The 22,657-nt window shown below is 62.1% G+C and carries 21 protein-coding genes and 3 pseudogenes; 10 read left to right on the top strand and 14 right to left on the bottom strand.

The annotated features are described in order from the left end of the window. Window positions 1–64: 64 nt before the first annotated feature. The 3 genes and pseudogenes from AL755_RS03960 to AL755_RS03950 all read right to left on the bottom strand — a co-directional run bounded on the left by AL755_RS03960 (window position 65) and on the right by AL755_RS03950 (window position 5,043). The gene (locus AL755_RS03960) at window positions 65–1,372 is read right to left on the bottom strand and encodes an ISL3 family transposase (RefSeq protein WP_054009883.1); all 1,308 of its coding nucleotides are present in this window, start codon (window positions 1,370–1,372) and stop codon (window positions 65–67) included. Between the two features lie 272 nt (window positions 1,373–1,644). After that, window positions 1,645–3,170, bottom strand: a pseudogene (locus AL755_RS03955) (APC family permease). 385 nt (window positions 3,171–3,555) lie between these two features. After that, window positions 3,556–5,043, bottom strand: coding sequence for an aldehyde dehydrogenase family protein (locus tag AL755_RS03950; RefSeq protein ID WP_054009882.1), 1,488 nt, complete (start codon window positions 5,041–5,043; stop codon window positions 3,556–3,558). A 652-nt stretch (window positions 5,044–5,695) separates the two neighbouring features. On the opposite strand from AL755_RS03950, the gene AL755_RS03940 reads away from it, so the two are divergent. Beyond that, a complete protein-coding gene (locus AL755_RS03940; protein ID WP_054009880.1) occupies window positions 5,696–7,666 on the top strand; it encodes a primary-amine oxidase in 1,971 nt (656 codons plus the stop codon). A gap of 144 nt (window positions 7,667–7,810) precedes the next feature. Next, complete coding sequence (locus tag AL755_RS03935; RefSeq protein WP_237762468.1) at window positions 7,811–8,467, top strand: TetR/AcrR family transcriptional regulator; 657 nt, start codon at window positions 7,811–7,813, stop codon at window positions 8,465–8,467. A gap of 213 nt (window positions 8,468–8,680) precedes the next feature. On the opposite strand, the gene AL755_RS03930 is transcribed toward AL755_RS03935, so the two are convergent. Continuing rightward, window positions 8,681–9,592 (bottom strand): LysR substrate-binding domain-containing protein, encoded by a 912-nt coding sequence (locus AL755_RS03930; RefSeq protein WP_054009879.1) that lies wholly within the window; start codon window positions 9,590–9,592, stop codon window positions 8,681–8,683. Between the two features lie 239 nt (window positions 9,593–9,831). On the opposite strand from AL755_RS03930, the gene AL755_RS03925 reads away from it, so the two are divergent. Genes AL755_RS03925 through AL755_RS03905 form a run of 5 tightly spaced genes read left to right on the top strand, consistent with a single transcriptional unit; the run spans window position 9,832 to window position 14,764 of the window. Beyond that, on the top strand, window positions 9,832–11,109 hold the full coding sequence (locus AL755_RS03925; RefSeq protein WP_054009878.1) for a flavin-containing monooxygenase: 1,278 nt from the start codon (window positions 9,832–9,834) through the stop codon (window positions 11,107–11,109). Further along, window positions 11,109–11,531, top strand: a complete 423-nt coding sequence (locus AL755_RS03920) for a RidA family protein (protein WP_054009877.1) — start codon at window positions 11,109–11,111, stop codon at window positions 11,529–11,531. The genes AL755_RS03925 and AL755_RS03920 overlap by 1 nt, the downstream gene beginning before the upstream one ends. After that, window positions 11,528–12,199 carry a DUF1028 domain-containing protein gene (locus AL755_RS03915; RefSeq protein ID WP_054009876.1) on the top strand — a complete coding sequence of 224 codons (672 nt, stop codon included), beginning with the start codon at window positions 11,528–11,530 and terminating at the stop codon, window positions 12,197–12,199. Before AL755_RS03920 ends, AL755_RS03915 begins: the two co-directional genes overlap by 4 nt. Further along, a complete protein-coding gene (locus tag AL755_RS03910; protein ID WP_054009875.1) occupies window positions 12,189–13,373 on the top strand; it encodes a M20 family metallopeptidase in 1,185 nt (394 codons plus the stop codon). The genes AL755_RS03915 and AL755_RS03910 overlap by 11 nt, the downstream gene beginning before the upstream one ends. Next, complete coding sequence (locus AL755_RS03905) at window positions 13,370–14,764, top strand: aspartate ammonia-lyase (RefSeq protein WP_054009874.1); 1,395 nt, start codon at window positions 13,370–13,372, stop codon at window positions 14,762–14,764. Before AL755_RS03910 ends, AL755_RS03905 begins: the two co-directional genes overlap by 4 nt. A gap of 566 nt (window positions 14,765–15,330) precedes the next feature. Here AL755_RS03905 and AL755_RS03900 read toward each other — a convergent pair. The 5 genes from AL755_RS03900 to AL755_RS03880 form a co-directional block, all read right to left on the bottom strand. Beyond that, complete coding sequence (locus AL755_RS03900; RefSeq protein ID WP_054009873.1) at window positions 15,331–15,534, bottom strand: cold-shock protein; 204 nt, start codon at window positions 15,532–15,534, stop codon at window positions 15,331–15,333. A 111-nt stretch (window positions 15,535–15,645) separates the two neighbouring features. Continuing rightward, complete coding sequence (locus AL755_RS03895; protein ID WP_054009872.1) at window positions 15,646–16,074, bottom strand: hypothetical protein; 429 nt, start codon at window positions 16,072–16,074, stop codon at window positions 15,646–15,648. A gap of 616 nt (window positions 16,075–16,690) precedes the next feature. Further along, the gene (locus AL755_RS03890) at window positions 16,691–17,158 is read right to left on the bottom strand and encodes a hypothetical protein (protein WP_082368889.1); all 468 of its coding nucleotides are present in this window, start codon (window positions 17,156–17,158) and stop codon (window positions 16,691–16,693) included. An 8-nt stretch (window positions 17,159–17,166) separates the two neighbouring features. Then, window positions 17,167–17,580, bottom strand: a complete 414-nt coding sequence (locus AL755_RS03885) for a hypothetical protein (RefSeq protein ID WP_054009870.1) — start codon at window positions 17,578–17,580, stop codon at window positions 17,167–17,169. Beyond that, the gene (locus tag AL755_RS03880; RefSeq protein ID WP_054009869.1) at window positions 17,573–17,848 is read right to left on the bottom strand and encodes a hypothetical protein; all 276 of its coding nucleotides are present in this window, start codon (window positions 17,846–17,848) and stop codon (window positions 17,573–17,575) included. The genes AL755_RS03885 and AL755_RS03880 overlap by 8 nt, the downstream gene beginning before the upstream one ends. 255 nt (window positions 17,849–18,103) lie before the next feature. On the opposite strand from AL755_RS03880, the gene AL755_RS23140 reads away from it, so the two are divergent. Together AL755_RS23140 and AL755_RS23420 are read left to right on the top strand one after the other, a co-directional pair. Continuing rightward, window positions 18,104–18,376: a hypothetical protein gene (locus AL755_RS23140; protein WP_150117023.1), complete on the top strand. Its 273-nt coding sequence runs from the start codon at window positions 18,104–18,106 to the stop codon at window positions 18,374–18,376. Window positions 18,377–18,748: 372 nt separating this feature from the next. Continuing rightward, window positions 18,749–18,910, top strand: coding sequence for a hypothetical protein (locus tag AL755_RS23420; protein ID WP_160318839.1), 162 nt, complete (start codon window positions 18,749–18,751; stop codon window positions 18,908–18,910). A gap of 334 nt (window positions 18,911–19,244) precedes the next feature. Here AL755_RS23420 and AL755_RS03865 read toward each other — a convergent pair whose 3' ends face one another. From AL755_RS03865 to AL755_RS03850, 4 genes and pseudogenes are all read right to left on the bottom strand, one after another. Further along, window positions 19,245–19,502, bottom strand: a complete 258-nt coding sequence (locus AL755_RS03865) for a ParB family protein (RefSeq protein ID WP_054009866.1) — start codon at window positions 19,500–19,502, stop codon at window positions 19,245–19,247. Next, window positions 19,492–19,920 carry a hypothetical protein gene (locus AL755_RS22240; RefSeq protein ID WP_082368888.1) on the bottom strand — a complete coding sequence of 143 codons (429 nt, stop codon included), beginning with the start codon at window positions 19,918–19,920 and terminating at the stop codon, window positions 19,492–19,494. The genes AL755_RS03865 and AL755_RS22240 overlap by 11 nt, the downstream gene beginning before the upstream one ends. Window positions 19,921–20,010: 90 nt before the next feature. Further along, a pseudogene (gene ssb / locus AL755_RS03855) lies at window positions 20,011–20,544 on the bottom strand (single-stranded DNA-binding protein). Window positions 20,545–20,589: 45 nt separating this feature from the next. Then, window positions 20,590–20,859: a glutaredoxin family protein gene (locus tag AL755_RS03850; protein WP_054009864.1), complete on the bottom strand. Its 270-nt coding sequence runs from the start codon at window positions 20,857–20,859 to the stop codon at window positions 20,590–20,592. A gap of 712 nt (window positions 20,860–21,571) precedes the next feature. Here AL755_RS03850 and AL755_RS03840 point away from each other — a divergent pair. Further along, complete coding sequence (locus tag AL755_RS03840; RefSeq protein ID WP_150117022.1) at window positions 21,572–22,117, top strand: hypothetical protein; 546 nt, start codon at window positions 21,572–21,574, stop codon at window positions 22,115–22,117. Window positions 22,118–22,362: 245 nt separating this feature from the next. On the opposite strand, the pseudogene AL755_RS23875 reads toward AL755_RS03840, so the two are convergent. Further along, window positions 22,363–22,611: pseudogene (locus AL755_RS23875) on the bottom strand (LexA family protein); the annotation flags it as partial. Window positions 22,612–22,657: the final 46 nt, after the last annotated feature.

The following is a 22,657-nucleotide window of genomic DNA, read 5'->3' as shown; positions in this document are numbered from 1 at the left end:
ACTTCGTTATCCTGAGCCAGGAGACAAAGGTATCCAGCACCTTTGACCAGATCAAACAGGCTCTTCAGAATTGAGGGTGTAGTTTCGGTCTGAACCCGCCGGATTCCAGTAGTGATCTGGCGATGTAGTTGGTGAGGTTGCGGAAGCCCAGTGCTGATCCGCGGAGGTGTTCCAGGCGGCCATTGATCGCTTCGGCGGGACCGTTTGATGTTCCGGGTCTGTCGAAATAGGCGAGCACGTCCGCTGCCCGGCGGTTGAGGGTTCGTCCCAGGGTTTTGAGTTCCGTGAGTGCGGCCGAGACGCCGGCGCAGAGGGAGTCAACCACGGACTGCATGAGCTTCTTGCCTTGGTTCCGGTCTGGGTCCCGGTAGGCCGTGATCATGCGCTGATAGATGCCCCAGGTGGCCTCCACTTCAGCATGTGTATCATCGTCGAACAAGTTTTGAAGGCGTTGGCGTTGCTTGTCGATCAGCAGACCCTCGCCGATGTGAAGGGTTCGCCTGGCTTTGTACAGCGGGTCCCCGGCACGGCCGCGGTGCCCGAATGTTGCTTGTTGAACTCGGCGCCGGCACACATCCAGTGCGTCCCCGGCCAGGCGGATGACGTGGAAGGGGTCCATGACCGGGACGGCCTCGGGTAGTTCCTCGGTCGAGGCGCTTTTGAACCCGGTGAAGCCGTCCATGGCCACCACTTCAATGCCGTCCCGCCACTCTTGTGGGCGCTCATGCAACCAGGTGGCGAAGACTTGTTTCGAGCGGCCCTCGACCATATCAAGCAGGCGGGACGGGCCTGTTTTGTCGCGGATTGGGGTCAGGTCAATGATGACGGTGACGTATTTGTCTCCACGGCGGGTGTGCCGCCAGACATGCTCGTCAACACCAATGACCTTCACACCGTTGAAGCGGTGGGGGTCATCAATCAGTATCCGCTTACCTTCGGCCAGCACGGCGTTGTTCGCGGCGTTCCAGGTAACGCCCAGGCCTTCGGCGACGCGGGCGATGGTGAGGTGTTGGACCACGATGCCTTCCAGCGCCCAGGCCAGCCCACGGCGGGAGAGCTTCGCCCGCGGCGCTGCAGTTTTCGAGGTGTCTTGCCGCCACACGTGACCGCAGTCGGTGCAGCGGTAACGGCGGAGCCTGATCAGCAAAATGGTGGGCCGCCAGCCGAAAGGTTCATGACCCAACCGACGCGTCACGGTATCCCTCGGGACACCCTGGGAACCGCACTTCTTGCACCACTCATCCGGTTCCACCACGCGGCAGGCAAGAACCGCACGGTCTGGATACAAACACTGCCCGGTGACTTCTAGGCCGAGGCCGTCAAGGCGGCAGAAAGTGGTCAGGTCAGGGCTGTGGAAGGTAGCGTTGTTCACGAGGGCCTTGTGGACGAGGGATCAGATCTTAGACAATCCGATTCTCTCCTAAGGCCCTCACCTAGTTTTGGAACAACTCAACGAACTTCGACTCACAATGCCGCGACGCCCTCTACACCCTCAATCCTGAAGAGCCCTTTTTACTATGGCAATCGCAGTGGGCTTCTTAGTGTGGCCTTGGGTGAAATACTTAAACAGACTAGGCTAGTTACTTGGTCCGGGTAGACATCATCTTTGAGTTTATCGGGTACTTCGGTTGGCGGGAACTCGACTCATGCGTCGGCGTCGACCGCCACATCCACGGGGGACCCGGCGCCTAGATCCCCGTTGACCAGGTCGCGGACCGGCTTGCCACACGCGTATCCAACCAGCCCTAGTGCGAGGATGGACAGTAGGGTTCCGACCGTGAACAGTTCGAACGTTCCCTGCGAGACGCCCCAGATGTTGGCGAAACTGTACTGGATCCCGAACACGGCCTCCAGTGTGCCGGGGAAGATGGCCACCCACGAACCCAGCAGCACCCAGATGAAGCAGATGGCGCCGAGGATCCAGAAGCCTCGATCAGAGACTGGTACCTTGAACGGCCGGGGCTCGTTCGGGAACTTTGTGCGCAGCTTCACGGCGGCCGGGATGGCCAGCAGGTAACTGAGCAGGTAGGTCGAGATGGCAATGGTCAGCACGACTTGAAACAGTGCACCGCTGTTGCCGGTCAGCTGCATGGCCACCAGCATGAACACTGTGGCGACCACGCCGGAGAGCGTGTTGACGCGCACGGGCGTGCCCAGCTTTGGGTGGAACCGGCCGAAGAAACCCCCGAAGAACGATCCGTCCGCGGCGGCCATCGCCTGCATGCGGTCACTGATGATCATCCATGCCGCACCTTGAGAGACCAGCACGAAGCAGAACACGACAGCGGAGATGGCCAGCATAGCGTGCTGCGCCGGGCCGAAAATCGTGTACACGGTCGACACGGCTCCGAAGAGCCCACTGATGCCAGTGATCTTGTCCAACGGGACTACCAGCAAGATCGCCAGGATCGGCAGCAGGTAGCTTGCCGCAGCGATGATGGCGGAGCGAGCCACCGAGATGGGCACGTCACGGCCCGGGTTCTTCATCTCTCCGGCGGCGCTGTTGCCCGATTCGAAGCCAAGGAAGGAGAACAGCAGCAAGGGGTCACGCCCAGGAAGCCGGCCAGAGTTGGCGAGAAGGAAGCCAGGTTCAGTCCGTTGAAACCGTGCTGGAAACCGTAGAGAGCCGTGACGACCAGAAAGAATGCCAGAAACACGATCTTTAGGATGGCACCCAGTGCTGGCAGCCACTTGCCGCGTTTGAGGCTGATGACGGCCGATCCGACGGTGATCCAGATGAAGCCGAGCTTGAACAGGTAGTCGGAAAGGCTGCCAGCTTCGATAGGTGTCACATAGCCTGACCATGTCTCGACGGCGACGAACGCCATGGCCCCGCCCACCCAGACGGGCTGCGTCACCCAGGTGAACAGCGCTGTGACGGCGGCTGCCACTCGGCCGTAGGCCATCTTCGTCCATACGTATACTCCGCCCTCCTCCGTGAACGTGCCGCCGACCTCGGCGAAGATCAGCCCGTAGGGGATCAGGAACGTGATGGCCAGGACAAGGGTCCACGTGAACGTTTCCACGCCGAAACCCGAGACCTGTCCAAGTACCTCGATAGAGATGACGGCCGCGACCACGAGGAGGAGGATGTCCAGTCGGCCGAGGGACTTTTGCAGATGCTTGCTCTGCTCTTGGGCCAGTGCCGTCGGTCCTGTTGACTGTGCCATGGGGTTCCTTTCGGGGACAGTTACCGATTCCTTTACCAGATGTCAGGAACGCGGTGCTGTGGGGTAGCCTCAGCATAGAAGCGTGAGATTCATCACGTAAAGCATTGGAAATTGATGGACTGCATCGAATATTTCGATATACCGCCGGGGGCCAGTGGCGGCTACTGAACACGAACGACGCCACCCAGGCGTACCGTAGATGACTTTTTCACGTGGGTGGTGTCGTTCGTGTTCAGTGCCCTCTGCTCGCTGCGCAACAGAGCGCCGACCGAATGTCCCTGTCCCGGATTGACAAGTCTGTGCGCGAGGGGGCGCCTTTGTGCGGCCAGTGGTCGCGCATTACTGCCATCGCCGGAAAATCGCGCGATTCATTGTTCCAATGGAGTTATCCGAACTGGAACCAGGTGGTTTTCGGAGCCGTGTAGTTATCGAACGCGTGCAGGGAGAGGTCTCGACCGAAGCCGGACTGCTTGAACCCGCCAAACGGGGTGCTGTTGCCCAAGGCGTCGATGGTGTTCACGGATACGGTTCCTGCCACGAGCGCGGCGGCAACCCGGTGAGCCCTGGCTAGGTCGGCTGTCCACACGGCTGCGGCCAGCCCGTAGTCGGTGTCATTGGCCATAGCAACCGCTTCCTCCTCCGTGTCGAAGGGCTGCAGGACGGCCACCGGTCCAAACACCTCCTCACGGTGCAGGGCGTGCTCGGGTGCCAGTCCGCCGATGAGCGTCGGCTCCAGGTAGGCGTCCGAGCCGGCGATTACCCGCCGACCGCCGCCGAACAAGACCGTCCCGTCGGCACGCCCACGCTCGATCCACGCCGCCACCTCGTCAGTGTGTGCGCTGGAGATCAGAGAGCCGTTGCCCTCCAGCCCGGCCAGCGGATTGGCAGGCTCATAGGCGGTAGCGGATTTGCGTAGCAAGGCCAGAAACTCGTCGTGGATCTGACGCTGGACGAGGATTCGTGAGGTAGCCGAGCAGACCTGACCCTGGTTATAGAACGCGCCAAACGCCGCCTTATCGGCGGCTTCGGCAAGGTTGGCGGTGTCGGCGAAGATGATGTTTGAGCTTTTGCCGCCGGCCTCCAGGCTTAGCCGTTTCAGGTTGCTGTGCCCCGAGGCCTCCAGTAGGGTCCGGGAGACCGCTGTGGAGCCGGTGAAGGCGATCGCGTCGACGCCCATGTGGTGCGCCAGCGCGGCGCCAACCTCGCGGCCCGAACCTGTGACGATGTTCAAGACACCAGCAGGCAGCCCCGCCTCGGTGGCCAGGTCAGCGACGCGCAGCATGCTCAGCGACGTCTGTTCCGCGGGCTTGAGCACGACCGTGTTGCCCGAGCTGAGGGCCGGCGCCAACTTCCACATGGCGATCTCCAGCGGGAAGTTCCACGGCACAATGGCAGCGACGACCCCCAGAGGCTCCCGTGAAACCTGGGCTGTGGCGCCGGGCGGCACGACAGGCAGTTCACCGGCGATCTTGTCGACGGCCTCGGCATACCAACGCAGCGTCGCGATGGCGCCGGGCACGTCAACGGTAGAGGTCTGCAGGATGGGCTTGCCGCTGTCGAGGGTTTCGAGCAGCGCCAGCTCCTCGGCGTTGTCCTCCATCAGTGTGGCCAGGCGAAACAGCAGCTGTTGGCGCGCTACGGCTCCAGCCCCGGACCATGCCGGGAAGGCCCGGCGTGCTGCCGCGACGGCGGTCTCGACTTCGGTCACCCCGCAGGACCCTAGCGTGGCCAGGGTCCGCCCGTCGATGGGACTCGTGCTCGGCCGTCCGTTTCCATCGGCGGGTTGCCTGCGGGCCCCGTCAATGAAGGCCCGGCCGTCGATGTCCAGACCATCGGCCCGCGTCGTCCAGACCATTCTTGTCAGTTCCGTCATGTCTATCTCCCTATTTGTAGGTTCCCCGAGGTGTGGCATTCAGTGTTCCGCGGTCCGCCAGGTGTGCCGGTTCACGCACGCGGCAACCGCGAGGCAGGCCAGTTCGACACCAATAAGCGCCAACATTGTCCCGCCATGTCCGGCGCCGGCCCCGGATCCGACCGTGGCACCTCCACCGTGGTGGTGCACCGGTCCTCCCGCCGCCACCATAGCCAGGTGGATCGCCACCATGATGGTGGACATAACCATCAGATGAATCGCCGCGACCGCGACACCGTGCGAGGGCCGACGCAAGTGGACTAGGCAGCCTAGGCACGCCACTCCCATGGCCGCCATCACCCACGCCATCCCCTGCCCGGTGCCCGAGGTTGCTGCCCCGGCGGCGCCAGCTAGGTGCGTCGCTACGGTTGCCACCGCCGCCAGAACCAGCACCGTGGCGGGCCCCCGCCGACGGCGGGTGTCATGGCCTGCAGTGGTGGCCGACTGGGTTTCCAGAGGAGTCACTGCTGTCTCTTTTCTATTCCGGGCCCGGAATATCCGGCCCCCTTCCATTCGCGTCGAACGGACGCTTTACGAAGACGGTGTGGTCTGGGTAACATCATAATTGTTGGTTGAACAGTTGTACCATCAAAAATCGACTTGAGGAAGTGCCATGACCATCACCACCGACGCTGCGATGACGCAGCTGCACCCGCTGGACCAGCTGGCCGCAGAAGAAATCCTGGCTGCGCGCAGCATTCTGGAAGCGGCCGGGTTGGTCGCCGACACCACTCGATTTGCGTACCTAGGCCTGCTGGAGCCGGCCAAGGCCGAGCTATACGGCACCGACACCCCGGCCCCGGGCCGCCGGGTCCGGGTGATGCTCTGGGACGCCTCCCAATCCCGCTCACTGGATGTATCGGTGTCCCTCGATGACAGCTCAGTCATCCATAGCCGCGAACTGGACCCCTCCCATGATGGTCAGCTGCCGGTGCTGTTGGAGGAGTTCGAGATCATCGAGGAGATCCTCTCTGCCGACCCGCAGTGGCAGGCAGCCCTGGCCAGCCGAGGGCTCACCCCGATTCAGGTCCGTGTGGCCCCACTGTCCGCCGGGGTTTTTGAGTATGAGAACGAAACAGGCAAGCGCCTGCTGCGCGGGCTGGGATTCCGCCAGGACCACCCCGGCGACCACGCTTGGGCCCACCCCATCGATGGGCTTGTCGCGTTCGTCGACATCGAGAACCGGCGGGTAAACCACCTCATCGACGACGGCCCCGTCCCTGTCCCGAATGTCAACGGCAACTACACCGAAGCCGCCATCCACGGGACACTGCGCACCGACCTGAGACCCATCGAAATCACCCAGCCGGAAGGGCCCAGCTTCGCGCTGGAGGGCAACCACCTCTCGTGGCTCGGCTGGGACCTGCGCGTGGGCTTCGATGCCCGCGAGGGGCTGGTGTTGCACCAGATCCACCACACCCAGGCCGGTCACCGTCGGCCGTTGATCCATCGCGCGTCGATCTCCGAAATGGTGGTCCCGTACGGGGACCCGGCACCGTACCGCAGCTGGCAGAACTACTTCGACTCGGGAGAATACCTGGTGGGCCGAGACGCGAACTCGCTCAAACTCGGCTGCGACTGCCTCGGCGACATCACCTACCTTTCCCCCATCGTCGCCGACGACTTCGGCAACCCGCGGGAAATCGAGAACGGAATCTGCATTCACGAAGAGGATGCCGGCATCCTGTGGAAGCACACCGACGAATGGGCGAATTCCAACGAAGTGCGCCGCAATCGCCGGCTCGTCGTCTCCTTCTTTACCACCGTGGGCAACTACGACTACGGGTTCTACTGGTACCTCTACCTGGACGGCACCATCGAATTCGAGGCGAAAGCCACCGGAATCGTCTTCACTGCGGCACTGCCCCACAAGAACTATGCCTTCGCCTCGGAGATCGCCCCGGGCTTGGGGGCACCATTCCACCAGCACCTCTTCAACGCCCGCCTGGACATGATGGTCGATGGCGAAAACAATCGGGTCGAGGAACTGGACCTGATGCGCCTGCCGAAAGGCCCGGGGAACCCGCACGGCAACGCGTTTACCCAAAAGCGCACGGTGCTGGCCTCCGAAGCGGCGGCCGTGCGAGACGCGGACGGTGCCCTGGGGCGCGTGTGGCACATTAGCAATCCGACGTCCCTGAACCACCTGGGCCACCCGGTTGGCTACACGCTTTACCCGGAAGGACAGCCCACACTGGCGATGGCCGAGGACTCCTCCATAGCCGATCGGGCTACGTTTGCCCGGCATCACCTGTGGGTCACACAGTTCGCCGAGGACGAGCGGTACGCGGCCGGCGACTTCGTCAACCAGCACCCCGGCGGCGCCGGCCTGCCCGCATTTGTGGCGGCCGACCGGGACATTAACGGGCAGGACATCGTGGTCTGGCATTCCTTCGGTCTTACCCACTTCCCGCGTCCGGAGGACTGGCCAGTCATGCCCGTGGACACCACCGGGTTCACCCTGAAGCCCCACGGCTTCTTCGATGCGAACCCGACCCTGAATGTGCCCACGTCAACCCCGGGGCACTGCACGGCCAGCCAAGCCGGTCCTGACAGCGGCACAGCCGGCCACTGCGGAGGCTGAACCGCGGCCGCACCGTGCCCCGTGGTGCTACGGTGGCGGGGCCCGGTTAATAACCGGGCCCCCGCCACCGTTGCCCAGACGAACCATGCCCTCTGAAGGATCCGGGCAACCCCCGGGAGACGGCCCCCGTACGAACAAGGAGTAATGATGCCACGGTTGGTCGATCACCAGGAACGGCGCCGCTCCATCATCGAAACCACCTGGCAGCTGATCGCCAGTCACGGCATTGACAATGCCAGCATGCGCGACATCGCTCGGGAGTGCGGCTACGCGGCCCCCGGCGTGCTGGCCTACTATTTCCCGAACAAGGACGCGTTGCTGCTGGCCGCCTATGAGCTGATTTGTGAGCGCACTAACGAGCGGATCGAGACTGGCATCTGCGGACGGCGCGGCCTGGCCGCACTGCGCGGCCTGTGCCTGGAAATCATTCCGGCAAATCCCCTGACCGTGGTCGAGGCCCGCGTCGCCGTCTCGTTCTGGCAGCGCGCTCAGACCGAGGAGCCCCTACGTGCCGTGGGGCGGGACGCACTGCTGCACTGGAGGGCCTTGGTGATGGGTTTCCTCGCAGAGGCAGAGTACGATGGCGAATGTGCCACCTTGGCGGACCCGGATGCAGTAGCCGATGAGCTGCTGAACGTCATGTTCGGCCTGCATATCACCTCAATGCTGGACCCGGATGCCATCACCGGATCCCGGCAACGCCACCTGGTGGAACGGGCCCTGTCACGCCTGACCGCCGGGGAACCCGCAGCACACCAGACAGTTCCAAGCACCGCTGACAGCGACGGATTGCGACGGTAGCACCGGCACCGCCGCGCCCTGATGCGGGCTTGGCTGCTCAGGCGGCACCATCAAGCCGAAGATGGAAGGCGGCCGGCAGGGGCGAGGTGCATCGAGGTACAGGATGGCCGAGTCGCAGGGCGTAGTATCTGCACTACGCCGCGTCGGAACTGCTGACGGCATGGTCGCCACCTTAACAGGGGCTTCAGCGGTCCGCTCTGGCACTGCTGTACGCTATTCCACTCGGTGCGCGGCGGCCACTTGGGCCCGGACACTGTGAGCGACCGCCCGCATTCTCGCAGTCGCCCGTTGCGTACGAAGGTGCGCCAAAACGGTTCGGAGCTCGGGCACCTGATCCATTATGGCGACCGTGGCGACCCGCCCGCCGTCGTACGTCAGCCCGTGGTGCGGGCGCTGGTGCAGGATCGAATAGCCGTGACCGTTGGCCACGAAAGTGCGCACGGTCTCGTAGCTTGCCGAGCGGAACCGCACGTCAGGCTCCAGTCCCGCCCCCCGGAGAATGGAGAGCATGAGCTCGCGGCTATGTGGCAGGTCCAGTAACACGAACGGTTCATCGCGCAGTTCAGAAAGTGCAATCTCTTTCCGCGTTGCCAGTTTGTGCCCGGGAGGCAACGCCAGATAGGGACGGGCGGTGTCGACGGCGGTGCAAGCGATCCCGTCTGGAAGTCCCAGGTCATAGCACAGGGCCAAGTCGGTCTGCCCGCTAAGCAAAGCCGCGGAACAGCCTGCGGCATCGGCTTCGGTGACCTCAAGCTCGAGCCGCGGATGCTCTGCGCGCAGTCGCCCTAGGATCCCTGGGAGCAAGAACGGTGCCAGGGTGCTGAAGCAGGCCAGACGCACTCGCCCCTCGACGCTGCGCTGCTCGCCTCGGGCATGGTCCAGGGCCTCTTCCAGGTGCGCCAGCACGGCCTGCGCGTCCCGCAGGAACAGCTCTCCGGCCGGCGTGAGCACCAGCCCCTTGGAACGTTGGCGGATGAAGAACTGGGAGCCGATCTGGCGTTCCAGCGCGGACACGGCGGCGGAGACGGCCGACTGCGCAACGTTGAGCCGCTCGGCGGCCCCGGTCATGGACAGGCGCCGGGCTGCCTCGACAAAGTAGCGCAGTTGGGTGAGGGTGACATCCATGAAGCAATCCTAACCCCCGAAATCAGAATTTCTGATGCGTTTGAGCGATTTTATGCGCTATGCAGATGAAGGTTTGTGGGGTGAGAATGAAATGGCCGTCACACAAAGGGCCGCGGCGGCCGTTACGAAAACACTCCGGCCGATGGTTGCCGTGGACGGGACTGGCAACGTGCATGCTCTTTTGCAGTCGTGCGCGTCAACTCGCGTTGTGGCAATTGCCCAAGGATTAGGAGATTGATATGTCAAGGCAAGAGGTTGAGGTCCTGGTCGTAGGTGCAGGACAGGCCGGAGTCGCGATGAGTGAACACCTGAGCGACCGCGGCATACCGCATCTCGTTCTGGAGCGTCACCGCATCGCCGAGCGTTGGCGCTCAATGCGGTGGGACTCCCTGGTAGCGAATGGCCCGGTCTGGCATGACCGCTTTCCTGGCCTGGAATTTGACGGACTCGAGCCGGGGGCTTTTGCGTCAAAGGAGCAGGTCGCGGATTACTTCGTCTCCTATGCGGAGAAGATCGATGCGCCGATCCGCTGCGGTGTCGAGGTGACCTCTGTACGTAGAAACGCGGGTGCACCCGGCTTTCACGTTCAGACATCGGACGGAGACTTCAATGCACGCTACGTGGTTGCCGCGACGGGGCCGTTCCAACGACCGGTGATTCCAGCCGTCGTTCCCGACGCTGCCGAGCTCGTGCAGATCCACTCAAGTTCCTACCGCAACCCGGGACAACTACCTGAAGGTGCCGTTCTCGTTGTTGGGGCGGGGTCCTCGGGCGTACAGATTGCTGCGGAAATTCAGAGGTCGGGCCGGCAAGTCTTCCTCTCGGTCGGGCCGCATGACAGGCCCCCCCGCAGTTACCGCGGACGGGACTTTTGCTGGTGGCTCGGAGTGCTCGGTATGTGGGATGCCTCCACGCCCCCCCTGGGTGCGGAGCACGTCACGATCGCGGTGAGTGGAGCGGACGGCGGCCATACCGTGGACTTCCGGGCTCTCGCGGAGAATGGCATCGAGCTCGTGGGCCGGACCGAATCGTTCGCCAACGGGACCATGCACTTTGCCCAAGATCTTCGCAAGAACATCGCGAACGGCGACGCCCACTATCTAGAGGTGCTGGACGAAGCCGATGCCTACATCCAGCGCAACGGCCTGGACCTGCCCGAAGAGCCTGATGCGCGCACTCTGCGCCCCGATCCCGAAAACGTCACCCACCCAATCCTCGAGCTCGACCTCACCAACGCGGGGGTCGCCACGATCGTCTGGGCCACCGGCTTCGCCCTCGACTACAGCTGGTTGCAGGTCGACGCGTTCGATGAGTTCGGCAAGCCGCGGCAGCAACGCGGCGTATCGCCCGAGGCCGGAGTCTACTTCCTCGGCCTGCCGTGGCAGTCACGCCGCGGATCGAGTTTCATCTGGGGCGTGTGGCACGACGCCAAGTATGTCGCGGACCAGATCGCGATTCAGCAAAGTTACCTTGCCCAAAACGAGCAAACAGCCCTTGCGGCGATGGGAGCATTCTGATGTCGACACACACGCGCATCCGTCCGTTCAATACCAAGGAAACCTATCCGGAGCAGAACCTGGACAATGACCTGTGCCAGGCGGTCGTCGCCAACGGCGTGGTCTATTTGCGCGGGCAGATCGGGCAGGATTTGGACACCCGTGAGTCGGTGGGCATTGGCGACGTCGAGGTCCAGGCCGAGAAGGCCATGGCGAACATCAAGATGTTGTTGGAAGAAGCCGGCGGGACGCTGGAGGACATTGTGAAAGTCACCGTGTACCTGATCGACCCGCGCTACCGGGAAACGGTCTACCGCACCATGGGCCGCTGGCTCAAAGGTGTATTTCCGGTCTCCACCGGGATCGTGGTCAGCGCGCTGGCCCGGCCCGAATGGCTCGTGGAGATCGACGCCACCGCCGTCCTGGCAGGAGACCGGAGATGACTTTCAGCATTGCCGGCACCGACGGCGGGGGCCGGTATGGGATCGCCGTCACCTCCTCCTCGCCCGCTGTGGCTGCCCGTTGCGCACATCTGCGCGACCGTGCCGGCGTGGTCAGCTCGCAAAACATCACCGACCCGCGCCTAGGTACGACGCTGCTCGATGCCTTGGAAGCCGGCGTGCCAGCCGCGGAGGCGTTGGCGCGGCTGACCGCACAGACGCCGGACATCGAGTACCGCCAGATCATCGTCCTCGACATCGCCGGGACATCGGCTGTGTTCAGCGGTGCACACACGCTCGGCACCCTAGGGGAAGGCTATGGGGATGGTTCCGTGGCCGCGGGAAACATGTTGGCGAACGACAGTGTCCCCCAGGAAATGTGTGACGCGTTCACTGCCACCACCGGTGAACTTGAGGTCCGGCTCCTGGCGGCACTACGCGCGGGGCTAGTGGCCGGAGGCGAGTCTGGGCCCCTACATTCGGCCGGATTGTCGGTGACCTCCGGTCATGGCTGGCCGGACACGGACCTGCGCGTGGACTGGCACGACGACCCTATCGACGCCCTTGGCGAGCTGCTGGGCGTGTGGTTGCCCCAGCGCGATGCCTACGTGGTGCGCGGCCTGGATCCGGCCGTTTCGGTGGGCTATGGGGTGCCCGGCGATGACCGCTGACATTTCCACGGACGCAGCTGCTGTGAACAGCGCCAAGACCCGGACGCTGGTGCTCGCCTCCGTCGCCGCCGAGATGCCTTCGCTCATCGACTTTTCCGAACGGCTGCACGCCACCCCAGAGCTCGGCTGGGCCGAACACCAAGCCAGTGCGTGGACGGCCGAGCTTCTCGAAAAGCATGGTTTCACCGTTGACCGTGGCTATCTCGGTTTCGACACGGCTGTGCGCGCGACGTTTGGCAGCGGAAGCCAGCGTATCGGGCTCATGGCCGAGTATGACGCCCTACCTGGCCTGGGCCACGCCTGCGGCCACAACATCATCGCCGCCACCTCCGTCGGCGCCGCCATCATCCTCTCATCGTTTGCCGCCGAACGTGACTTGACCATTGAGCTGTACGGTACCCCGGCCGAGGAGGGTGGCGGCGGCAAAATCGAGCTGATCAAGCGGGGTGCATTCGCCGGACTTAATCTGGCCATGATGGTGCACCCTGGCCCGGTGGATTCCGCGGAGGCCCGCCCCTTCGCCGTCGCCCACCACCACGTCGAGTACCGGGGCAAATCGGCGCACGCCGCCGCCTATCCGGACCGGGGCGTCAACGCGAACGATGCGTTCATCATCGCCCAGGTGGCGTTGGGCCTTTTGCGTCAACAACTGGCGGCCAGCACCCGAGTACACGGCATCCAAACACGCGGCGGACAGGCCCCGAACGCGATCCCCGAGCATACCGAGGGCCGCTGGTATGTGCGCGCCGAAACACTGGCTGAACTCGGCCCCCTCGATGAACTGGTGCGTCGCTGCTTTGAAGCGGGGGCTCTGGCAACCGGTGCCGAACTGGCCATCACCCCCGAATCGGAACCATATTCGGAGTTCCACACCGATGAACGGGCGTTGGGACTCTACAAGGCGCACGCCCAGTCGCTGGGCCGACGCTTCGATGCCCCGGCCGAGCAGGCGACCATGAATCGGGCGTCCACAGACATGGGCAACGTCTCCCAGCTCGTCCCGGCCATCCACCCCTACATCGGGCTCGGATGCTTTCCCGCAAGCAACCACCAGCCCGACTTTGCCGCACACTGTGTTGGCGCGGCCGCCAACCAGGCGATCCACGACGGCGCCGCCGCCCTGGCCCTCACGGCCTTGGACTACACCACTACACCCCAGGAACACTCACCATGATCACGAAAAGCCGGCTTGAGACAGATTCGCTAGGGAGCCGGGAAATCCCTGCCGACGTGTACTGGGGTATTTCCACACTCCGTGCGATGGAGAATTTTCCGATCAGCGGTCATCCGGTGGGGTCACTGCGAGAGGTGGTGTGGGCGTTCGGGGCCATCAAGCTGGCCGCGGCTCGCAGCAACGAAACCCTGGGACTACTGGACACCGAACGCGCAGCTGCCATCCAGGAAGCCTGCAAACAGGTCATGGCCGGTGGATTCGACAGCGCTTTCGCCGTCGACTGCATCCAAGGCGGCGCCGGGACCAGCACGAATATGAACGCGAACGAGGTCATCGCCAACCGAGCGCTAGAACTGCTCGGCCACAGTTTGGGCGACTACGCGCAATTGAACCCGATCGACCACGTGAACCGGTCCCAGAGCACGAACGACACCTATCCGACGGCGATCAAGCTGGCCTTGCACCGCGCCATCGAGACGCTGTGCACCGCCCACGCGGAGCTGGGCATGGCGTTTCGGACCAAGGGTGCAGAGTTCTCCGGAATCCTGAAAGTGGGACGGACCCAGTTGCAGGACGCTGTGCCCATGACACTGGGCCAGGAGTTCACGGCGTTCGCCGATACCCTGGCCGAAGACACCCAGCGGCTGCGGGAACTATTGCCCCACCTGCGGGAAATCAATCTCGGGGCCACAGCGATTGGCACTGGCATCACCGCACCGACCGGCTACCGTGCCGAAGTGGTCCGTGAAATGCGTGAAATTACCGGCCTAGACCTGGTTAGTGCCACGAACCTGATCGAGGCGACATCCGACGCGGGGGTATTCCTGCTGGTCTCCGGCATCCTGAAACGGGCAGCAGTGAAGCTTTCAAAGATCTGCAACGACCTGAGATTACTGTCTTCCGGACCGCAAGCCGGGTTCGGCGAGCTCATCCTGCCACCGGTCCAGGCCGGGTCCTCGATCATGCCAGGCAAAGTGAATCCGGTGATCCCCGAGATGGTCAGCCAGGTCGCCTACCGGGTGGTCGGCGCCGACGCGGCCGTGACGATGGCCGTGGAGGCAGGCCAGCTGCAACTCAACGCGTTCGAACCCATGATGGCGCAGACACTGCTTGAGGTGCTGGAATGGCTCACCAACGCCTGTGATACAATGCGCTCACGCTGCGTGGACGGCATCACAGCAAACGAACCGGTGTTGCGCCGGCGCATGGACGAGTCACTAGGGGTCGTGACAGGGCTGACCCCACTGCTGGGATACGCCGTCTCCGCAGCACTGGTCAAGGAGGCATTGACTACAGGCCGTGGCATCGTCAGCATCGTGCGTGAACGTGAGCTGCTCGGTGAGGAAGAGCTGGCGCTGGCCCTATCCCCAGCCACTCTGGCCGGGATATAGCACTAGCACCAGTATTTCACGACCCTGGTGTGGTCCTCCAGAAAATGGAAAGTTGTATTCTGCAGTGCCCCAGCCACAAGGATATTGCCAACCTCTATATCTGGTCCAAGCCAGTCCCAGACCGCCAAGTACCACTGGTGGGAAGTGATCCCCGTATTCTTGCGACACCGGCCACCATGCTCAAGCCCGTGGACTCAGGCGGACATGAGCCTGCACAAGTGGGGGAAGTGTTTCATGGCTGAAATCAATAAGGTGCTGACAGGGCTGACGGCAGAAGAACTGATGGAACTCAAGGTGCTTGGACCGAAGGGGCCGCCTGGGATGGCCGTTATTCGGCGCGCTTGCCCTCGCCGCCGACGGTCCGAGCGCCGAGCGAGGCTTCTACGTACTGTACGGTACCGTCAACGGTAACGAGTGACAGTTACGCATTCCCCGCAACGACCTGAGCGATCGTGTCTTCCAAACCGACACAGTCTAGGGCTCAAGAACCAGGCCTGGCCTGGTTCTTGAGCCCTAGACTATGCAGCGGATGGAGTGGTTCGATTGGCCGCAATGGACGTGAGCGGTCACAGAGGGCGAACGTTTTCAGTCTGGGGGCCTTTGGGGCCTTGGACGAGGTTGAATTGGACTTTCTGGTTCTCTTCCAGGGTGGGGAACCCGCCGCTGGCGATGGCCGTGTGGTGCGCGAATACGTCTTGCGACCCGTCATCGGCGGCGATGAAGCCAAAGCCCTTCTCTGCGTTGAAGCATTTAACGGTGCCTGTGGCCACGGCAGTGTTCCTTTATGAAACTGATTATGACGGCTCCTTCTCCCGGGATGTGTGGCGGGGGCTGTGGTAGCCCTCCCCGCTTTTGGGAGGGCCACCACAGCATTTCTTGGGCTAGCTCAGCCAGCCGGGGTACGGCTGGGCGTACTGGGCGGGGATGTCTTCGAGCTTGGCCGGGAGGTCTTTCGGGCCGGTGGCTTGTCCCATGGACCAGGAGAAGTGAGCTTGCTCGGTGACGGCGACCCAGTGGGCTTTCTGGTTCCGGTACCAGGTCGTTTTGACGTCGCCCTCGCAGTAGGTGGCCATGCCCCACAGCGGGCCTTTCCCGTCCGCTGTGCGGGTGCCTGCGACCATGACGTAGGGCCATTGGCCCAAGTCCCAGCCGTCAATGCCCCAGTTGGGGATGACGGCCCAGCCCTCTTCCTCGATTTCTTCCATCCAGTCGTACCCGGTGCCCTCCCGGTAATCGCCCAGCATCTGGCCGTGGGTGATGACTTCCTTGGTGTCCTGCGTCGCTACTGGCGTCAGCGTTGTAAGGCTCATAGTTGTTTGTTCCTTGTGCGAAGGGTGGGGTGAGAGAGCGGTGTGACCCGGCCAGCTGCTTTTCTCTTTTCCCCGTTGTTTTTTGGTTGCTGGCGAAGCTTGCGTAGCTGTGGCCGACGGAGCCCTGTCTACCCGTAAGGGCAAGACTGAGAAAACGTGTGGAGGAAATAAGCGACGCAGGAGCGCCGGAACATGTTTTCCCTGGCGCAGGCCCCGACGAAGGAGGGGCTAGACGGGGTGGAGCGGACACGTAGAATCCGAAGGACAGCAACCAAAAAACGCGCAGCGTTTTCAAAAGCAGGGGTTCGGGCCGGGCGGAGCTTGCGGAGCCTGGACCGAACACCCACAGTCGGGCGCGCAGCGACCGCCCTTTAGCTTGGTGCGAGCTCGTGAGCACCAGGCCACTTATGAAACTGCCGGCCAGAGCGGATCCACACCACCACCAATGCCCTGGCGCCATTGCCGGGGCGTTGTGGCCTGGGCATGGAAAAGCCCTGCCGGGGCCATAGCGGGACGCCCGGCAGGGTTCTCTGATGTCAGCCTACGTCAGAGTAGGAATAGCAGGGCCGGCCGAATGGCCGACCCTGCAATTTTTTCCTTCGCACGGGAAAATCTCTTAGAAAAGTGTGGGTGCTTCCGGGTCGATGCCCCTCCTGAGCGGGCCTAGTATGGCGGGGTCCCAGCCGTGTGCCAGGGCTGCGTCCCGGAGGGCGCGGGAGCGGGCGGCAAAGAGTTCTCGTCCAACGCCGCGCCACCGCCAGGTGGCGCCGTTGGCGTGCCGGCCATCCCAGGCACGATCCAGCATGTTCTCCCGCTGCGTGCCGGCTATCAGGTGCCGGGGATCCGGGCGCACACAGATAGGAATATTGCACACCTGGCGCAACACTTCGCCCTCGCGCAGCGGGACCCCGGTGGCCAGCTCGTAAGCGTAGCGGTGGGGCCGTACGGAGGTATCCCGCCCGTCCTGGCGCAGGAAATACCGGCCGTACCCGTCATCAGCGACGGCTGCCGTCCAGACCCAGTGCGCTTCCGGGCCCGGGCCTTTGAGGACCTTGGACCAAAACCGATCGTGTGACTCGGCCATTACGTCCATCAGGCCGGGTGCTTGACCCGGCGCGCGGCGCCATGGTGGGAGCGCTGCAGTTCACGCAAGCCGGCTTCCAGCACTTCCCTGGTCATATCGCTCGGCCGGACATCTCGCTCCGCAGCAAGTGCCTTGATCTGCTGCTTCATGTCAGCAGAAACTCGCACGTTGATCTGCGGAGAGTGCTTGCCCGGCTTGGCATCCGGGTCCACACTGGGACGTCCACCAATAAGGCGGTCAAGCTCCGCCGGATCCATCCCGGCCTCAAGCAGGGCCGCCCGCCCGTGAGCGGCAGCCTCCGATCCGCGACGAACCGTGGCCGTTCCGGCCGCAAAGGGCATCGCATCTTCAGCCCAATCCGCCATCGAATCGTAGCGGGCCTGGTCGTCGGCGCTCAGCGCCAGAGCATCTTTCTTAGTCATCACTATTCATCCTTTCAAGAATCTTCGGGCGAGCTTCCATCACATGGAAGATGAACATGTCCCTTGGCGGCGTGATCTCAACCATGACTTCCAACAATGGCCCGCCAAGCTGGCGGGGCGGCCCGACGAACAACGTGGGCTTGCTACGACCAGGCACCCGCGGCTCATCAAACTCAACCTCAGAGTAGTAGGCATTCGCCATGGCGTGCATCGCATCCTCGCGCGGTACGCCATGCTTGTCTGCCGATGCCGCGAAGGTGATTGCCATACTCTAATTGTATCGCACAACGTTGTGTATCGCAAAAGCTTTTGAACTGGCAGCGGGCGTGTTGAAGTGATACGAGAGAGTGGCATTCAATGAGAGGGATTTATGGAGTCCTGGAACAGTTACTACAAGGACAAGTTGCCACGAGGGTGGTCGTATCCGTCAGGACGGGATGAGATTCAGGAAGCTCTGGAGCGTAAGGACGTCCAGCTAGATTCCCTGTCACTGAGGCGCGGCGACCAGGTAAAGGGAGTCGACTTGTACGTGCTCACGCTGCATTGTCAGGCCGACATGGCCAGTAACTTTATGCATCTGCGTGAAAAAGGTGGCCGCCTCCTGTCCATGACAATGAACTCCGTACCCACAGAACTGTCAAAAGAAATAGGAGCGCAGCTCCGTGATGAATGGCTGGAATCGGCACTAACCTGGGCTTCTGAGACTACGGCTCGCGATAACGCCTGGACGGCAAGCGAGCATGCATGGAAACTCATCTATTCCCGAAATGGTCAGCACAAAGTGGATAAATACTAGTTGGGTCGCTGCTCCGCCTCATCACTGAGCCGACGCGACCTGCTGCCAGAGGCTGGCACGCCCTGATCCAGTCCACGTTCTAGCTGGGCGCGTTCCTCATCCTCAGGGGAGCGAATTGTCCCTCGACAAATCTCGGACTCGATGCGGTCCAAAAATGAGCGTTCTACTAGCTACCTCTACCGTGGGTTCGACGCCAATAATTAATACTACGTCAACCTAGGTTGACGAGTCGTCATTCATTCGATCGCCACGGATGAGCTCTCTGGCCTCTGGTCTGATGCGACGTTCTTGCATATCAGCGGCGGGATGTGACAGCTAATGAAAGTCGAAGGGTGAGGCTCGTTGTGATCGGACCTCAGTATGATCCACGCCATGAATAAGATGAGCGGGACCCCGATAGCCACTACCTATCAAAGCCAAAGCATCATCGCGCCGACGCCACCTAATTTTGCCCCGATCAATCCCCGCCAGCAGATCGGAGCCTCTGATGGAGACAAGCGTCTGCGGCGCACCACGGTCGTTGCGGTCACCTAGTCGCCCATTGAGCTTGCTTCCCCGGTCCTTGTGCCCCAAGTAGAGGTACAGGGCCGGATGGGGCCAACAACCAGAACTTGTGAAATGTGCAGGCTGCACCGCCAGGGATACGAGAGCCTCCCCGCTTGTTGAGTCCGCTGGAAGGTACTTGCTGGCAATGAAATGGTGGCAGGTCTCTCCCTCGATTCGTTTCAGTATCCGGGATGGAGCCTTAATGTAGGTGATGGGCAACATCAGCAAGGCTGCCAGGACGGCTAGAGCCACCAGCACCAAAACGAACACCGACCACAGTTTGGACAGGTCAGCGAGGTAGAGCGTTAACGTGTCCACGCGATCACTCCCCACTGCCGCGGGTTTCTTCCTGAGTCCGTCGTCCCGGTCGTAGGACCCCGGCGGGGGTCCCCTCCCAGGGCTTACCGCCGTTGTGTTTGCGCTGTAGCCGGCGCAACTCGCGATTGACCGCCGCCGTCAGGAGCTCGTTGACGGAGGCGTACCCCTCCTGGGCGCCGGCGGCTTGCTGCGCGGCCCGCACCTGGTCTGCCGTCTCTGCCGGCAGGGTCAGGCTAAAGCTCGGCGGGCGCCTATCCTTCATTGGGCCACGGGTACAGGGTGGATAGCCGCTCAATGGTTGGGGAGCCATCCGCGTTGGTGATGAAGCCGGAATGTTCATGGCTGCCGCCAGCGTGAGCTACCGCCGCCAGCACCAGCTCGAGGACCCGGCGATCAAGCCCGGGAAGAACCTCGCCCAAGTCCACGCTGACCTCAACGGCAGCAATGGAGGCAACAAGTCTCAGGAACCGACTTTCACCCCCGGAAAGTACATCAACGTGCTCAGGGATCTCTCCGAAGCGGATCCAGTGTTTTCCTGATGTCTCACTCTTGTGGATCCAGGAGTTGCCCGGTGCAGCGAAGCGTCCCTCAAAAGCGCGGATCAACAACTCCGTAGCCGCCTCGGCGGTATAACTGCCCTTGGCCCAAGCGCGGAGGTCTTCGAAGTGTTCGTCGTGCATAGTCATCTCATTTCAAACATCAGGTGCGGGGTCCGACGGGGTTGCATGTCGGGGCTAGCGTACAGGCCGGCCCCGACACGAGGACAGAGCTTAGAACGGGGGTTCGTCTGAGGTGGGGCCGCTCCCCCACCCGTCATCGCCCTGGCCGCTGGGAACGGCCCACGGGTCGTTCGCCGGGGGGAAGGATGATGCCGCCTGGCCCGGTCGTGACTGGCCGCCCTGGTTGGACTGCCCCGCATAGCCACCGCCTTGGTTGCCTTGGTTGGCCGGCGCTGCGCCGGGTCCCTGGTTGTTGGCGCGTTGGGTGCGGTTGATCTTGGCATTCGAGTACCGCAGCGAGGGTCCGATCTCATCGACCTCCAGCTCCATAACTGTGCGCTTTTCGCCTTCCTTCGTGTCGTAGGTCCGGGACTTGAGCCGGCCGCTGACAATGACGCGGGTGCCCTTGGTCAGGGACTCGGCCACGTTCTCGGCCGCCTCCCGCCAGGACTAACGCTCATCCAACCTTGGGTTCAAGACGGAGGACCCTTCAGAATTCCCGAACTCACGGGAAACAGGCGTGAAGCGGAGTTCGGGGTCGCTGGTGAGATTACCAATGACGGTAATGGTGGTTTCGCCGGCCATGAGAGTCCTCTTTCGTTAGCTAACGCGCTGGGGATATGGGGTGTTCTACAGGGAAAGGTGCTGGGTCGCTTCGAGGGCAATGACCTGGTTGATACGGGGCGGGTTCAACCCTGACCAGTGATCGATACTGCCGTCAATTTCGTACACAACCACCGGGGCTTGGGCGTACTGGAGCTCTTCAGTGATGTACTCCAGCGCTGCCTCATTGGTGGTGATGTCGACTTCCACGAACGGAACACCTTGAGCTGTGAACAGCGCCTTAGTCTTGTCACAACCAAAGCATCCTGCGGGCTTCATGTAGATGGTAATCGTCATGGGAATCAGCTCCTGCGTTGCGTATCAATACTGGTTATGTTCGGCTGTTGCTATACCCCTATTCTATCAATTATTCATAGGGATAGACAAGGGTTTTTGCCCTACATTTCAAGGAATTTGTTAACAATTCTTGAGCAGTTTTGATGTCGTTTCTGACGTGCGCGGCGCTAGGTGGGTGTGGTGTGAGAACGGATAGTACCTCGACGTAAATCCCCTTGCGCCTGTGACCTCACCCCTGAGCTATGGGTTCCTCTGCCTGGCGAACTTGGCCCCACTCCCCCATATGCGTCGTCATCGGCTGAAAAGAACCTGACCACAGCGGCCGGCGGCTCGGCAGCGGCAGGCTTGGTCCATGGGAAACTTGCCCGCAGCCGGCAAAAGAGCACGGTTGTTAAATGACGAAATGGCCAACTCCTGGGGGATAATTGACCACTTCACTATCGACATTACACGGACACTCTGACAATCAGCGCAACCGTCTCACTCCCTGACCACAGCCAGACAACCCACGCGAGAGGCGTCATAGGCTCACGACTCCACAGGGTCCCCCAAGCGAGGCACTTTCCCCTGAATGAATTCCGTCAAGTTCGGTAGCAACACCTGCTTGGCTTTGGGCAAGCGGGTGTTGCTACCGAACTTGAATAAATCCATGGTTAGGATTAATTTGTCCAATCGTTCGATCCGGACTTTGATCGTCAAACTTGGGGTAAAGATGAAGAACACAATGAGGCGCACCCTCGCCCTGGCCGGAATTTCGATTTTGGCCGCCACCGTATTTGCTGCACCTGCCGCGAACGCCGCAACCACAGCTCCCGCACCAACCACTATCCAGGTGACTCCCTCGCCGGCGCCGACGAACGTTCCCAGCCTGGACTCCGTGAGCGGAAAGCTCACCCCGAAGGAAAAGGCCGCGGTCGCCGCCGGAGACCCCTTGACCATCACCGTCGATGCACAGTCCGGTGAAATCGAAAAGGTTGCCCCGATTTCCTCCGTGCAGATCTTTGCCGTCGGCGTTAAGACCAACTGCGCTGGCGTCACGGGTTGCTACTACGGCACCGGCGTCCCGTACGTTGACTACGGCTTCACGGCCGTTGGCAGCGGCACGGCAACAGGAAACTGGCCCGGGCGAAGCAGCTACGGCTCCCAGACCCGCTATGTCTCCGCCTGCTCGACCGCTACTTGCTACGTGAAAGCGTCTCCCAAGCAGCTCGTTGTATTCAACGGCCCCGTAACCGGAACATCCTTCACGATCTACTAAACCGTTCATGATTCAAAGTTCTGGACACCCGCGTTGAACGTGGGTGTCCAGAACTTTTTTAGGTGCTCACAGGGAAATTACCAGGCTGCCACGAAATCCCGACAAGTGGCTTTCCGGCATTATCGCTCGATTCTCACGCTCAAGAGCCTTACGCCTTCGGGCAGGGTGCGACGCATGGCGTCTAGGCCTTCGTGGTAGTCGGTGGCCACTACTTCCGTTTGCTCAATAGTGCCGCTCTCGATGTGTTCCAGGGCCCGGTTAACGATCAACTCGTCCCCATCACTAATGCCGGCACCCTCCATGGAATGACCCGACACACGGATGATGTACGTACTCGTCACATCCTTGATCAGGTGATCATTCAGGTTGATCCGACCGTCAAAGTAGTCCTGAGCCGGCGACGGGTACCCGGCAGCCACGGAGACGGGGGCAAGTAGCGGGTGCACGGCAGGGGCCGCAAAGTCTACTAAACAAATATAAGAAACATGAGCCATGACACACCAATTACTAGAAATAAAGTTCTACTAATTGAGTGTAGGC

This window comes from Arthrobacter sp. ERGS1:01 (assembly GCF_001281315.1).
GTDB lineage: Bacteria > Actinomycetota > Actinomycetes > Actinomycetales > Micrococcaceae > Specibacter.
The sequence above is the reverse complement of the archived record's forward strand: the minus strand, read 5'-3'. Positions and strand labels throughout refer to the sequence as shown.

What these genes read in the sequence shown, in the direction of transcription:
- AL755_RS03865 (WP_054009866.1), bottom strand. Translation starts at nt 19,502, where the DNA reads ATGAAGGATAGGCGCCCGCCGAGCTTTAGCCTGACCCTGCCGGCAGAG.
- AL755_RS03940 (WP_054009880.1), top strand. Translation starts at nt 5,696, where the DNA reads ATGACCATCACCACCGACGCTGCGATGACGCAGCTGCACCCGCTGGAC.
- AL755_RS03925 (WP_054009878.1), top strand. Translation starts at nt 9,832, where the DNA reads ATGTCAAGGCAAGAGGTTGAGGTCCTGGTCGTAGGTGCAGGACAGGCC.
- AL755_RS03915 (WP_054009876.1), top strand. Translation starts at nt 11,528, where the DNA reads ATGACTTTCAGCATTGCCGGCACCGACGGCGGGGGCCGGTATGGGATC.
- AL755_RS03910 (WP_054009875.1), top strand. Translation starts at nt 12,189, where the DNA reads ATGACCGCTGACATTTCCACGGACGCAGCTGCTGTGAACAGCGCCAAG.
- AL755_RS03885 (WP_054009870.1), bottom strand. Translation starts at nt 17,580, where the DNA reads ATGACTAAGAAAGATGCTCTGGCGCTGAGCGCCGACGACCAGGCCCGC.
- AL755_RS03880 (WP_054009869.1), bottom strand. Translation starts at nt 17,848, where the DNA reads ATGGCAATCACCTTCGCGGCATCGGCAGACAAGCATGGCGTACCGCGC.
- AL755_RS03930 (WP_054009879.1), bottom strand. Translation starts at nt 9,592, where the DNA reads ATGGATGTCACCCTCACCCAACTGCGCTACTTTGTCGAGGCAGCCCGG.
- AL755_RS03850 (WP_054009864.1), bottom strand. Translation starts at nt 20,859, where the DNA reads ATGACGATTACCATCTACATGAAGCCCGCAGGATGCTTTGGTTGTGAC.
- AL755_RS03895 (WP_054009872.1), bottom strand. Translation starts at nt 16,074, where the DNA reads ATGAGCCTTACAACGCTGACGCCAGTAGCGACGCAGGACACCAAGGAA.
- AL755_RS03950 (WP_054009882.1), bottom strand. Translation starts at nt 5,043, where the DNA reads ATGACGGAACTGACAAGAATGGTCTGGACGACGCGGGCCGATGGTCTG.
- AL755_RS03905 (WP_054009874.1), top strand. Translation starts at nt 13,370, where the DNA reads ATGATCACGAAAAGCCGGCTTGAGACAGATTCGCTAGGGAGCCGGGAA.
- AL755_RS23420 (WP_160318839.1), top strand. Translation starts at nt 18,749, where the DNA reads ATGAATAAGATGAGCGGGACCCCGATAGCCACTACCTATCAAAGCCAA.
- AL755_RS03840 (WP_150117022.1), top strand. Translation starts at nt 21,572, where the DNA reads ATGAAGAACACAATGAGGCGCACCCTCGCCCTGGCCGGAATTTCGATT.
- AL755_RS22240 (WP_082368888.1), bottom strand. Translation starts at nt 19,920, where the DNA reads ATGCACGACGAACACTTCGAAGACCTCCGCGCTTGGGCCAAGGGCAGT.
- AL755_RS03890 (WP_082368889.1), bottom strand. Translation starts at nt 17,158, where the DNA reads ATGGCCGAGTCACACGATCGGTTTTGGTCCAAGGTCCTCAAAGGCCCG.
- AL755_RS03935 (WP_237762468.1), top strand. Translation starts at nt 7,811, where the DNA reads ATGATGCCACGGTTGGTCGATCACCAGGAACGGCGCCGCTCCATCATC.
- AL755_RS03920 (WP_054009877.1), top strand. Translation starts at nt 11,109, where the DNA reads ATGTCGACACACACGCGCATCCGTCCGTTCAATACCAAGGAAACCTAT.